12 protein-coding genes and 1 tRNA gene are annotated in these 12,338 nt (G+C 34.2%); 11 read left to right on the top strand and 2 right to left on the bottom strand.

Going from position 1 to position 12,338, the window contains the following annotated elements:
• The first annotated feature begins 130 nt into the window (after positions 1–130).
• The 5 genes from J0383_RS15060 to J0383_RS15040 all read left to right on the top strand — a co-directional run bounded on the left by J0383_RS15060 (position 131) and on the right by J0383_RS15040 (position 4,479).
• Positions 131–610 (top strand): DUF4870 domain-containing protein, encoded by a 480-nt coding sequence (locus J0383_RS15060; protein ID WP_239023077.1) that lies wholly within the window; start codon positions 131–133, stop codon positions 608–610.
• 134 nt (positions 611–744) lie between these two features.
• Positions 745–1,077, top strand: a complete 333-nt coding sequence (locus J0383_RS15055; RefSeq protein WP_017498072.1) for a PadR family transcriptional regulator — start codon at positions 745–747, stop codon at positions 1,075–1,077.
• A 3-nt stretch (positions 1,078–1,080) separates the two neighbouring features.
• Positions 1,081–2,823, top strand: coding sequence for a PspC domain-containing protein (locus tag J0383_RS15050; protein ID WP_207294828.1), 1,743 nt, complete (start codon positions 1,081–1,083; stop codon positions 2,821–2,823).
• Between the two features lie 3 nt (positions 2,824–2,826).
• The gene (locus J0383_RS15045) at positions 2,827–3,561 is read left to right on the top strand and encodes a head GIN domain-containing protein (RefSeq protein ID WP_207294827.1); all 735 of its coding nucleotides are present in this window, start codon (positions 2,827–2,829) and stop codon (positions 3,559–3,561) included.
• Positions 3,562–3,645: 84 nt separating this feature from the next.
• Entirely contained in the window at positions 3,646–4,479 is an 834-nt protein-coding gene (locus J0383_RS15040; RefSeq protein WP_207294826.1) for a GIN domain-containing protein, read from the top strand.
• 160 nt (positions 4,480–4,639) lie between these two features.
• On the opposite strand, the gene trxB is transcribed toward J0383_RS15040, so the two are convergent.
• Positions 4,640–5,587: a thioredoxin-disulfide reductase gene (gene trxB, locus J0383_RS15035; RefSeq protein ID WP_207294825.1), complete on the bottom strand. Its 948-nt coding sequence runs from the start codon at positions 5,585–5,587 to the stop codon at positions 4,640–4,642.
• 176 nt (positions 5,588–5,763) lie between these two features.
• Between trxB and J0383_RS15030 the strand changes: the two genes are divergently transcribed.
• Positions 5,764–5,838: transfer RNA gene (locus tag J0383_RS15030), tRNA-Pro, on the top strand.
• Positions 5,839–6,288: 450 nt separating this feature from the next.
• Here J0383_RS15030 and J0383_RS15025 read toward each other — a convergent pair.
• Positions 6,289–8,457 carry a hypothetical protein gene (locus J0383_RS15025; RefSeq protein ID WP_207294824.1) on the bottom strand — a complete coding sequence of 723 codons (2,169 nt, stop codon included), beginning with the start codon at positions 8,455–8,457 and terminating at the stop codon, positions 6,289–6,291.
• 224 nt (positions 8,458–8,681) lie between these two features.
• Here J0383_RS15025 and J0383_RS15020 point away from each other — a divergent pair, with 224 nt between their 5' ends.
• The 5 genes from J0383_RS15020 to dapB all read left to right on the top strand — a co-directional run bounded on the left by J0383_RS15020 (position 8,682) and on the right by dapB (position 12,289).
• Positions 8,682–9,083, top strand: a complete 402-nt coding sequence (locus J0383_RS15020; protein ID WP_207294823.1) for a septal ring lytic transglycosylase RlpA family protein — start codon at positions 8,682–8,684, stop codon at positions 9,081–9,083.
• A 227-nt stretch (positions 9,084–9,310) separates the two neighbouring features.
• Complete coding sequence (locus J0383_RS15015) at positions 9,311–10,078, top strand: ParA family protein (protein ID WP_207294822.1); 768 nt, start codon at positions 9,311–9,313, stop codon at positions 10,076–10,078.
• Positions 10,079–10,083: 5 nt separating this feature from the next.
• Positions 10,084–10,986, top strand: coding sequence for a ParB/RepB/Spo0J family partition protein (locus J0383_RS15010; protein ID WP_207294821.1), 903 nt, complete (start codon positions 10,084–10,086; stop codon positions 10,984–10,986).
• Positions 10,986–11,546 carry a DUF5683 domain-containing protein gene (locus J0383_RS15005; RefSeq protein ID WP_207294820.1) on the top strand — a complete coding sequence of 187 codons (561 nt, stop codon included), beginning with the start codon at positions 10,986–10,988 and terminating at the stop codon, positions 11,544–11,546. Before J0383_RS15010 ends, J0383_RS15005 begins: the two co-directional genes overlap by 1 nt.
• Before the next feature lie 41 nt (positions 11,547–11,587).
• Positions 11,588–12,289 carry a 4-hydroxy-tetrahydrodipicolinate reductase gene (gene dapB, locus J0383_RS15000; protein WP_207294819.1) on the top strand — a complete coding sequence of 234 codons (702 nt, stop codon included), beginning with the start codon at positions 11,588–11,590 and terminating at the stop codon, positions 12,287–12,289.
• Positions 12,290–12,338: the final 49 nt, after the last annotated feature.

Here is a 12,338-nt window from a genome sequence, read left to right as displayed (position 1 = left end):
TTTCAAATATTTACAGTTGCTTTTCAAATTCTAATTTTGTTAAATTTTTGTTAATATTTGGTACTATGTAAAACAAGATACTGTTTTTTGAACATATATTTGCATAAGAAAATACTATATACTTTTAATCATGGAAACAACAACACCACTCATCATGGAAAAGACATCAGAAAAGAATACTTCGGCATTCACACATTTAAGTACATTAAGCCAATATGTAATTCCGTTTGGAAATTATATTTTTCCAATCATCATCTGGTCGAGCTACAAAGACAAATCAGAATTTGTAAACCACCACGGAAAACAGGCTTTAAATTTTCAGTTAAGCTTATTGCTTTACACTTTAATTTTGGCATTAATCGCGGTTCCGGTTTTCTTTACTGTGTTTTTGCAAAACCTGCCAATCGAAGCTGTTTTTAACGATCACGATTTTGAAATTACAAATTTCAATTTTGAAGGTAACATTGGACTTTTAAGCGTTGGAATAACTGCTGTTATACTTTTCGGACTTCTAAAATTTGTTGAGTTCTTTTTAGTAATCTATGCTTCTATAAAAGCTTCAAACGGAGAATTATACAAATATCCGCTTACGATTCCTTTTATAAAGTAGTCAGCAAAAAGGTTAAAAGTTATATGTTATACGAACTAATTCTAACAGAATAAATTCGACAACAATCAATCATCAATCAAATCATCATCAATCAAAAAACGAATTGTTCAATCAAAAAAAAACGAAATGAAATTATGAACATTGAAAACACAAAAGCACAGATGCGCAAAGGTGTTCTTGAGTTTTGCATCTTATCTGTTTTAAAAGAAAAAGACGCATACACATCTGAAATATTAGACACTTTAAAAAATGCGAAATTACTAGTTGTTGAGGGAACTGTTTACCCGCTTTTAACTAGATTGAAAAACGACGGTTTACTTAATTATCGCTGGGAAGAATCAACATCTGGACCACCTCGAAAATATTATGGATTAACCGAAATAGGACAAACATTTTTAAACGAACTTAGCGGAACCTGGACAGAATTATCAGATGCCGTAAAACTAATCACCAATCAAAATCAATAAGTCATGAACAAAACAGTAAATATTAACTTAGGCGGTATGTCTTTTCACATTGATGAAGATGCATATTTAAAATTGTCACGCTATTTTGACGCTATAAAACGATCACTTAACAATTCATCTGGACAAGACGAAATCATTAAAGACATCGAAATGCGTGTTTCTGAACTTTTAACAGAAAAACAAAAAAGCGACAAACATGTTGTTGGACTAAAAGATGTAGATGAAGTGATTGCGGTTATGGGACAACCGGAAGATTACAGACTTGAAGACGAAGAAAACACTAATCAGTCTTTTAAAAACTATAATTCAAGAAGTCACAAAAAATTATACCGTGACAAAGAAAACGGTATGATTGGAGGTGTTGCAACGGGTCTTGCACATTATTTCGGAATAGACGCTGTGTGGATTAAAATCGTATTCTTAATCTTTGTTTTCGCAGGATTTGGAACTGGTATTTTGGCTTACTTCGTGCTTTGGGTGGTAACACCTGAAGCCGTTACAACGTCTGAAAAACTAGAAATGACAGGAGAACCGGTAACTATTTCGAATATCGAAAAAAAAGTACGCGAAGAAATTGATTCATTATCTGAAAAATTCAAAAATGCAGATTATGACAAAATGGGAAACCAAGTAAAGTCGGGAGCTGAGAGAATAAGTAGTTCATTTGGAGACTTTGTCATGACGGTTTTTAAAATCTTTGCTAAATTTTTAGGAGTTGTATTAATCATCGCAGGGATTTCGACTTTAATAATGCTCTTAGTGGGAGTTTTTACTTTAGGAACTAACATTTTTGTTGAATTTCCTTGGCAGAATTTTATTGAAGCAGGAAACTTTACAGAATATCCTCTTTGGTCATTCGGTTTGTTAATGTTTTTTGCGGTTGGGATTCCGTTTTTCTTCTTAACACTTTTAGGTTTTAAATTGTTATCTCCAAACTTAAAATCAATTGGAAACATTACAAAATACACACTTTTAGCTATTTGGATTATTGCGATTGCTATTTTAGTAAGCATCGGAATTAAACAGGCAACTGAAATTTCACACGACAATAAAATCATCGAAAAAAGATCTTTCAGCATTAAGCCAACAGATACTTTATATGTAAAATTTAGATACAGTGATTACTACGCTAAAAGCTTAAATCATTACAGAGAATTTGAATTTGTACAGGATTCTGCCAACAATGAATTAATTTATTCTAACGATGTTCGCTTACATGTTTTACATACAGATGAAGCATCACCATTCATTCAGATCGAAAAAAGTGCAAGAGGAAATTCTTTTACAAATGCTAAAAAAAGAGCAGAAAAAATTACTTATAAGTTTCAGATTAATGGAAATCATTTAATTTTGGATAATTATTTTCTGACAGATGTTAAAAATAAATTCAGAGGACAAGAAGTTGACATCTATTTATATCTGCCAGAAGGACAATTACTTAAACCAGACAGCTCTGTTAGAGATTACTTTAATTATGATGACGATTTTTTTAATCTGAATTACAATGGAGATTACAACTATAAAGTTATCGGATCAAAAGTAAAATGTCTAAACTGTCCAACAGATGAGAATGAAAATCATGATGGGGATCAAGATGAAGACTACAATACCGAAGAAAATGTAATTGAAAACGATACTGTAAAAGAAGTTTCTATCAAAATAAACGGAAAAGAAGTTCTAAACGGTAAAAAAACGAAAGGCAAACTAACCACAGATAAAAACGGAGTTATAATTAAAATTAACTAAACCATGATAAAAATAATCATTCATATTACGAAATTTATAATTGCAACGATTACCGCATTATTATTTGCATCGTGTAACTTCAACATGAATTCGATTGAAGGAAGCGGCAATGTGACGACTGAAAAAAGAATTGTTCAGGGAGATTTTAAAAATATCGAAGTAAGCAACGCTATAGACTTAGTAGTTCAGCAATCTGATTCGGTAGAAATTAAAGTAGAAGCCGATGATAATCTTCAAAAAGAAATCATTACAAAAGTAGAAAATGGCACTTTGATTATTAAATGCAAATTCTCTTCTTTCCGCAACATCACAAAGAAAAAAGTAACCGTAAAATTGCCTACTATTGGTAAAATCGAAGCCTCTAGTGCGGCTAGCGTTCAAAGTCAGAATACAATTCATGGAGAAGATATTGAACTAGAAACTTCAAGCGCTGCTTCGATGAATGTAGAAGTGGAATCTGATAATATTTCTTGTCATACAAGTAGTGGAAGTTCAATTAATATTAAAGGTAAAGCTTTAAAAATTAAAACATCAGCGTCTAGTGGTTCTTCTATAGAAGCCGGACAATTATTAGCCAATGATGTGGATGCCGAAGCTTCTAGTGGTTCAGTAGTTAAAGTCCACCCTATTTTAAGCCTAAAAGCAGAAGCAAGCAGCGGTGGAAACATTAATTACAATAATGTGCCTAAAACTATTAACAGAAACTCAAGTTCAGGAGGAAGTGTCAGCGAAGGTTAATACACCGAAAGCGCTAAATATAAAAGAAATCATTCATCTAAAGTGGATGATTTTTTTATATTTGCTAAAATCAAATTAAGAATAATGAGAAAAAATACAGCCCTGCTTTTATTACTTTTAGTGACCACATTCACCTTTGCTCAAAAACGAGAAAAAATAAAGGGATCTAAAATCGTAACCACATCTATTAAAGATGTTGGAAGTTTTAATGGACTTGAAGCAGATGACAATCTAGAAGTTTATTTAGTAAAAGGAGACAAAAACGAAATTAAAATTGAAGCCGATGACAACTTACACGACATCATCGCTTTTGATTTAAGAGAAAATATATTGAGAATTTATACTTCGAAAGAAAGTACGATTTTCAAAAAACTAGCTGTTCATGTTACTTATACCGGTACATTTAATAAAGTAATTGCAAAAAATGAAGCTAAAATTTACGCTATTCAAGAACTTCAGTTAGACGATATCACATTCAGTAGTTTTGATTTTTCACGATTATATTTAAATGTAAACGCTAAAAAATTCAACTTAATTGGTGATGACAAATCTAAAACGGAATTAAACCTGAAAGCAGATGACGGAAATTTACAATTGAGCAAATATTCATCTATCAAAACACTAGTTTCTGCAATTAAATTTAAATGCGACTTGTACCAAAAAGCAACTGCTGCTATCGAAGGAATTGCTGAAAAAGCGACCATTCGTTTAGATAATAACTCAATTTTTACAGGAGTAAAATTCACATTGAAAGATGCCAATATTACAGCTGAAAACAATGCTGTGGGAAGTATTTTAGCCGATACAACAGTTTCAATAGCAGTGGGAGATAAAGCAGAACTTTCGTTATACGGAAATGCAGCAATTCAATTAACTCGCTTTTCTGAAGAGGCTAAGTTGTTTAAGAAGATTAAATAAGTCGCGGGTTTTAGTATTCAGTGTTGAGTGCTGAGTCACAGTCTGAAAATATTACAAAAAGTCCCAATCTTAATTGATTGGGACTTTTTTATATAACCTGAAAACTGTCACTGTGACTTGAATACTGCGACTGAAAACTAAAAACTGCGACTAAAAAAAATTACTCTTTAGAAGCTAAATATCTTTCAGCATCCAAAGCGGCCATACATCCTGTACCTGCAGCAGTAATAGCCTGACGGTATACATTATCAGCTGCATCTCCTGCTACGAAAACACCTTCAACATTTGTTTTAGAGGTCCCTGGAATATTAACGATATAACCTGTTTCGTCTAAAGTAATATAATCTTTAAAGATATCAGTATTTGGTTTGTGTCCAATTGCTACGAAGAAACCTGTTGCAGGAATTTCGACAACTTCTCCTGTAGTTTTATTTAAAGCTTTAATAGCGTGTACTACGTTGTTGTCTCCAAGAACTTCAACAGTATCGTGATTCATTAAAATTTCGATGTTTTCTGTTTTACGAACACGTTCTTCCATAATTTTAGAAGCTCTGAATTTTTCGCTTCTTACTAACATCGTTACTTTTTTACAAAGTTTAGATAAGTAATGTGCTTCTTCACAAGCAGAATCTCCAGCTCCAACGATTACAACATCTTGGTTTCTGTAGAAGAATCCATCACACACAGCGCACGCAGAAACTCCACCTCCCATATTTAAATAATGTTGTTCTGATGGTAATCCTAAATATTTTGCAGATGCTCCTGTAGAAATAATAACTGTTTCACAGTGCAATTCGATTGAATCGTTAATCCAAACTTTATGAATATCTCCAGAGAAATCAACCTTTGTAGCCCATCCATCACGAATATCAGCACCAAAACGTTTTGCTTGTTCTTGTAATTGAACCATCATTTCTGGTCCTGTAACACCATCAACGTATCCTGGAAAATTTTCTACTTCATTAGTGGTAGTTAACTGACCTCCCGGCTGCATTCCTTGATATAAAACCGGATTCATATTTGCTCTGGCCGCATAAATAGCTGCAGTATAACCCGCAGGTCCAGAACCGATAATAAGGCATTTAATTTTTTCGATTGTATCTGACATAATGTGTATTGTTTTTAAGAGATGCAAATGTAAACTTTATTATAAAAAATAACGCCGAAAATAAATCCTAAATAACTATCTCAAAATAAGTTTTATTTATTTTCATTTTTTCCTTTTGTAAACGAAATTTATTTATATCTTTGCATCCGCTTTCGGGCAGTACAACAAAACATCTTCGGGGTGTAGCGTAGCCCGGTTATCGCGCCTGCTTTGGGAGCAGGAGGCCGCAGGTTCGAATCCTGCCACCCCGACAAAAGTCTTTTCATTTTTGAAAAGACTTTTTTTGTTTTAAACTTAAAACGTAAAACTTTGCGTCTTCGCGACTTTGCGAGCTATTTCTCAAACAAAGTCAAAATGAAATAAATAGCCACAAATTCACGAATTTTCTTTTTAAACACTTCATCTAATAGTATTCGACTTAATTCGAAAAAATAACAGCAAAGATTTAAAAAAAATAATTCGTGAATTCGTGGCAAAAAACTAACAACACAACGGTCGAAACCATTGACTATGTTCCAACCAAAGCAGAAACGAAACAAATAGTATTCGCCACGACCCTAGCGATAGCCAACTGGCGAAGCAATTCTCAATTTTTCTTTTAAATACTTCTACTAATATTATTCGACTTAATTCGAAAAAATAACAGCAAAGATTTAAAAAAAATAATTCGTGAATTCGTGGCAAAAAAAAAAATGATCTTCTTATTTCTCCATACTTATATAAGCAGGATACGATTCACGATTTGGCAGTGTAAATTCCTCATCAAAAGGCTGTGTTCCTTCTCCATTATTGTATAAAGCAACGCGTTTTGCACCAGTCACTGTGTTTCCCCCAACACCATTTACAACATTCTGAATATTACCAGATCCAGCAAAACGAGTAATACACATCTTTTCCAATTTTACATCCGGACTATTGGGTATTTCAAAACCGTTTTTCTTGTTCACATTTCCGTCCGTTCCTGTAAAAACCGCATAAGATCCCATTCCTATTGTATGATGTTCTTTTACAGAATTGGCTACTTTAAATGCCGCATAACCATTCACTTTCCCTCCTTGACTACTCCATGCTGCTTGGTTTGGAGCATCGTATGGAGGTTCGTTTTGAAAGAAAAACGTTCTGCCTCGTTCCCCTAACCATAAAACTTCATATTCTTGAAAGTGTTCTACAAACAAAGCATAAAGTGTAACATCTTTTCCTGTAACAATAAGTCCGTTTTTACATCTGTCTCTTATCCAACGTAAATCGCCGCCTTTCTGCGAACCATGATCGGCACGCCACAACCAGAAGTGATCACCTACAACATTATTACTATTTATCTGCATCGCTGTTTGTATCTGTATATTTTTCGACTGAACTCCACCTACTCGGCAAGTAATATCTGTGAGCAGAATAGGATCTGAAGAATGATCTGCATTTGCTCCTTCATTACCAATTCTAACCTGATAGGTTGTACTATTAAACGAATCCATTAAAAGTCCAGCGATAACAATTCCGTCTTTATCATCAGCATAAATACATCCCCAAGTATTTTTATCAGTTGGTTCCAAAGTTACCGAAGCGATACCAGCTCCTAAAAGTATAGCATCTTTTCGGTTAACCTGAATAGGTGCATTCAATGCATAATGCCCCGGTGTAAAAAATATATTTTTGCCCGCTTTAAGCGCCGCATTAATTTCAACATCGGTATCTCCTTCTTTAGTTATATACCATTGAGTAAGTAAATCCTGAACTTTTCCCTGCCCCATATCTTTTGATGTCCATGATGTCCCTATTCTATCTTTCTGCCAAGCCGGAACAAATACTTTATATTCTCCATCGCTGTCTATAAAAAGAAACGGTTTTTCTTTGATAATTGGAGTTGTTGCTACTGGCGAATTTACATCATCTGCCTGCGGAGGATTTACACAACCCTGCCAAACCATATTGTACGAACCTCCCATAGTTCCTGAACCTGAAGGAAAAATAGTATTTCTGGTATACCATTGCTGTTGTCCACCCCAGTTTGGTCTCGTTGATGTATAATGAGTATCGGCAATAAAACCGCCGCTTCCCCAAAAATTAGTACTCCCAATATCCGAAATATATTTTGAAGTCCCGTCAATTGATAATCTTCGTGCACTTGTTGACTGAGAAACTGTCCACGAAAAATCACGCATCACTTCTACATTTTCCACAGAACGCCAAAACGTACAAGTAGCATTTGCTCCCCCCGAAAGATGAGGTCTCGTGAATATCGCTCCCAGTTTAACATCTGAAGGCACTTTTCCCAGTCCTCCAATATGAGAATAAAACCCTAATTCAATTGAATTGGCTTCCGCCGATGACGCAGAACCTGAACCGCCAACATCATACGTTTGCCCGTTAACATTTGGTTTGAAATAATAAGCCTGACGTTTTGTAGTCCACTCGCCATTTGCCCCTCCTAAACCAATTGCTCCAAATTGGGAATTTATATCGTTTCTCGCCGTTTCTGCTTTTTCATGTTTTCTGTCATAGAAATACATATTATCGCCAAAAATCTGATTTTCTAGAGAAATTACAATCGTTATATTGTTACGAGTAACTTTATAATAGTTCTCGTATTTGTCTGTATTAGGTTTATTATCTGTAAAGCTTAGTTTAGAAGTAGAACCTACTGATACAAAATCGGTTGCCAAGCGGCTTCCACCTCTTGTAATTATATAATTTCCAGAAGTCCCGAAAGCCCCCCATGACAATATGATGGCATGTTTCTTTTTATTATAAACAATTTTGCGTTCTATTTTATTCCCTTCTATTTTTTCATTGGATGAAAAAGGCGAAACAAAACTGCATAGAATCAGCATAAACAAAAATGCTGTAAATACCGAAATCACTTTTTTACTCATAAGAATCTTGATTTTTTGGTTTGATAGTTTCTATTACTAGTAATTTTTTAGGAAGCCTAAAATAGCAATAAACTTTAACCTGCCTCTCGATTTCTATTTTCAATTTTCTTATCAAAAACTATACAAAGCCTCATGATTTTGGCTTTTTATAACACAAATAAACCGTTTTGAATACATTTATTTTTTTATGGTGTCTTTTTTTTGCGGATTAAAGAATTCAAATTATGAAAGAAATTGCACTATTCATCGCCGTATTATTTTCCGCCGCCTGTTTTTCGCAAAAAAATGAAACCCCAGCAGACTCCTGCAGTTCAATTGTAAAAGTCATACCTTATAAGAAAGACGCCCACGCTTCGTATTACCATGATAAATTTAATGGAAGAAAAACAGCCAGCGGAAAAAGATTCAATAACAATGATTTGACCGCCGCTCACAAAAAATTTCCTTTCGGAACCAGATTAAAAGTAACCAACGAGATAAATAATAAATCTGTTATTGTTGAAATTACAGACAGAGGTCCTTTTGTAAAAGGAAGAGAAATTGATCTGAGCAAACGAGCTTTTATGGAAATTGCATCCAATAAAAAAAGTGGTTTAGTGTACGTAACCATCGAAATTTTAAAATAAAAAAAGAAAGCATATTTTCAAAAACAAAACGAGTTCTATTGCTTTTTTATGTAAAAACAGAAACTCGTTTCCTTAAATTTTGAAAGGTTATTCTATTTATTACTAAAATTAATTTCTGCGGAAGACCCATGAAACAACGATTAAGCGAAGTTTCATAAATGTTAACAAAATAGATTTTCAAAAACCATAAATAATTGTATTTTTACGGTTCAAAATTCAGAAAATAAATGGGCAAAATCATTGCTATTGCTAATCAAAAAGGAGGCGTTGGAAAGACTACTACATCAGTAAATCTTGCTGCCTCATTAGGTGTTTTAGAAAAAAAAGTATTGTTGATCGACGCTGATCCACAGGCCAATGCTACATCTGGTCTGGGCATTGACGTTGAAACAGTTGAAACAGGAACCTACCAAATTCTTGAACATACTGTAACACCAAAAGAAGCCATTTTAAAATGCACATCGCCAAATGTTGACGTGATCCCTGCTCACATTGACCTTGTTGCGATCGAAATTGAGTTGGTTGACAAAGAAAACCGCGAGTACATGCTTAAAAAAGCATTAGAAGAAGCAAAACAAGAATATGATTATATCATTATTGACTGTGCGCCATCTCTTGGTTTGTTAACCCTGAATGCTTTAACAGCTGCAGATTCAGTAGTAATTCCTATTCAGTGTGAATATTTTGCACTTGAAGGATTAGGGAAATTATTGAACACTATAAAGAGTATTCAAAAAATACACAACCCAGATCTTGACATTGAAGGTTTATTATTAACAATGTACGATTCAAGATTACGTTTATCTAATCAGGTTGTTGAAGAGGTTCAAAAACACTTCAACGATATGGTTTTTGATACTGTAATTCAGCGAAATGTAAAATTAAGTGAAGCTCCAAGTTTTGGTGAAAGTATCATTAATTATGATGCTACAAGCAAAGGTGCCGTAAACTATATTAATCTAGCTCAGGAAATTATAAAGAAAAACAGTAAATAGTTTTTATGACAAAAGCAATTAAAAAACAAGCCTTAGGAAGAGGATTATCAGCATTATTAAAAGATCCAGAAAACGACATTAAATCGGTAGAAGACAAAAATGCCGATAAGGTTGTTGGAAATATTATTGAGCTTGAAATAAGTGCTATCGAAATAAATCCGTTTCAGCCTAGAAGCAATTTTAATGAAGAATCATTACGTGAGTTAGCCACTTCTATTAAAGAACTTGGTGTAATTCAACCTATTACTGTTCGAAAATTAGACTTTAATAAATACCAGTTAATTTCTGGAGAGCGTCGTTTACGTGCTTCTACTTTAATTGGCTTAACTCATGTTCCGGCATACATTCGTATTGCTAATGACAATGAGTCATTGGTTATGGCATTGGTTGAAAACATCCAGCGTCATGATTTAGACCCAATCGAGATTGCTCTTTCTTACCAGCGTTTAATTGACGAAATCCAATTAACACAAGAACAGATGAGCGAGCGCGTTGGAAAAAAACGTTCAACAATTTCTAACTACTTACGTCTTTTAAAACTAGATCCGATTATCCAGACAGGTATTCGTGATGGCTTCATCAGTATGGGACACGGTCGTGCGATTATCAATATTGAAGATTTAGATGTGCAGACAGATATCTATCAAAAAATCGTAAGCCAGAATTTATCTGTTCGTGAAACCGAAGCTTTAGTTAAAAATTATCACGAAGGACAGCAGCCAAAAGCCGAGGGAAAACCTAAAGCAGATTCTGCATTTGTAGTGAGAGAAACTCAAAAAAATACTTTCAACGACTATTTTGGTTCGAAAGTTGATATTAAAGTCGCTGGCAACGGAAAAGGAAAAATTACTATTCCATTTAATTCTGAGGCCGACTTTAACCGAATTATAAAATTAATTAACGGATAGTGAATAAAATTGTCCCCATAAGTTTATTGTTCTTTCTCATAGGAACCGTATCTCTTTTTGCCCAGGTAAAAAAAGACACGGTTTTGGTCGTAAAAGACACTACTGCATTGCAGGAGATAGACCCGCTGACACCAGCAAAAGCAGCATTCTATTCTGCTATATTGCCTGGTTTAGGTCAGGCATACAATAAAAAATACTGGAAAATCCCGCTTGTGTATGGAGCAATCGGAACCAGTTTATATTTCTACATTGACAACAATAAAAAATACCATGATTATCGCGATGCCTACAAACGAAGATTAGAAGGCTATAACGACGATAATTATCAGTTTCTTGATGACAGCCGATTAATTGCTGGTCAAAAATTTTATCAGAGAAACAGGGATTTATCTGCCTTATTTGTTGTTGGTTTTTACGTTTTAAACATTATCGATGCCAATGTTGATGCGGCATTACTTCAATTTAATGTAAACGAAAGACTATCAATGCGTCCGGAAATTTATCCGGCAGATGTAACATTTAAACCAAACGTTGGACTAACTTTTAACTATCGTTTTTAAGCAGAGTTTTTCTGTTTAAAATTCACAAACAATAATACAAAATGAAAATTGCGCTTTTAGGATACGGAAAAATGGGTAAAGTAATCGAAAGAATTGCTCTGGAAAGAGGTCATGAAATTGTCCTGAAAAAGGATGAATTCAACACCTACGACGGACTTTCAACTGCCGATGTTGCCATCGATTTCAGCGTTCCTACTGCAGCAGTAAGCAATATTTCTGCTTGTTTCAATTCTAATGTTCCAGTAGTTTCAGGAACAACTGGATGGTTAGAACATTATGACGAAATGATTGCTCTTTGCAACGAGAAAAAAGGAGGTTTTATCTCTAGCTCAAACTTCAGTTTAGGAGTAAATATTTTCTTTGGATTAAATGAATATTTAGCCAAAATCATGAGCCAATTTGATTCTTATAAAGTTTCAATGGAAGAAATTCACCACATTCATAAACTGGATGCTCCAAGCGGCACGGCTATATCTTTGGCACAAGGTGTAATCGAAAATAGCAATTATGCTGAATGGACTTTAGAAGAAGCAAAAAACAATCAGATTCATATTGAAGCAAAAAGAATTGGCGAAGTTCCAGGCACTCACACGGTAACTTACGACTCTCCTATTGACAGCATCGAAATCAAACATACTGCTCACAACCGTGAGGGATTTGCTCTTGGCGCTGTTATCGCTGCAGAATGGCTGGCAGGAAAACAAGGGATTTTCACTATGAAAGATGTTCTAAACTTACAATAAATCGACTAAAATTCCAGATTATTAAATCTTGAATTTGAAACTTAAAATA

It is taken from the genome of Flavobacterium endoglycinae, from assembly GCF_017352115.1.
In the GTDB taxonomy this organism is placed as follows: domain Bacteria; phylum Bacteroidota; class Bacteroidia; order Flavobacteriales; family Flavobacteriaceae; genus Flavobacterium; species Flavobacterium endoglycinae.
This window is presented reverse-complemented; position numbering and strand designations above follow the sequence as displayed.

Excerpts from the sequence above, each read along its gene's own strand:
- J0383_RS15040 (WP_207294826.1), top strand. The coding sequence starts at position 3,646 with ATGAGAAAAAATACAGCCCTGCTTTTATTACTTTTAGTGACCACATTC.
- J0383_RS15055 (WP_017498072.1), top strand. The coding sequence starts at position 745 with ATGAACATTGAAAACACAAAAGCACAGATGCGCAAAGGTGTTCTTGAG.
- J0383_RS15060 (WP_239023077.1), top strand. The coding sequence starts at position 131 with ATGGAAACAACAACACCACTCATCATGGAAAAGACATCAGAAAAGAAT.
- J0383_RS15050 (WP_207294828.1), top strand. The coding sequence starts at position 1,081 with ATGAACAAAACAGTAAATATTAACTTAGGCGGTATGTCTTTTCACATT.
- trxB (WP_207294825.1), bottom strand. The coding sequence starts at position 5,587 with ATGTCAGATACAATCGAAAAAATTAAATGCCTTATTATCGGTTCTGGA.
- J0383_RS15015 (WP_207294822.1), top strand. The coding sequence starts at position 9,311 with ATGGGCAAAATCATTGCTATTGCTAATCAAAAAGGAGGCGTTGGAAAG.
- dapB (WP_207294819.1), top strand. The coding sequence starts at position 11,588 with ATGAAAATTGCGCTTTTAGGATACGGAAAAATGGGTAAAGTAATCGAA.
- J0383_RS15045 (WP_207294827.1), top strand. The coding sequence starts at position 2,827 with ATGATAAAAATAATCATTCATATTACGAAATTTATAATTGCAACGATT.
- J0383_RS15010 (WP_207294821.1), top strand. The coding sequence starts at position 10,084 with ATGACAAAAGCAATTAAAAAACAAGCCTTAGGAAGAGGATTATCAGCA.
- J0383_RS15020 (WP_207294823.1), top strand. The coding sequence starts at position 8,682 with ATGAAAGAAATTGCACTATTCATCGCCGTATTATTTTCCGCCGCCTGT.
- J0383_RS15025 (WP_207294824.1), bottom strand. The coding sequence starts at position 8,457 with ATGAGTAAAAAAGTGATTTCGGTATTTACAGCATTTTTGTTTATGCTG.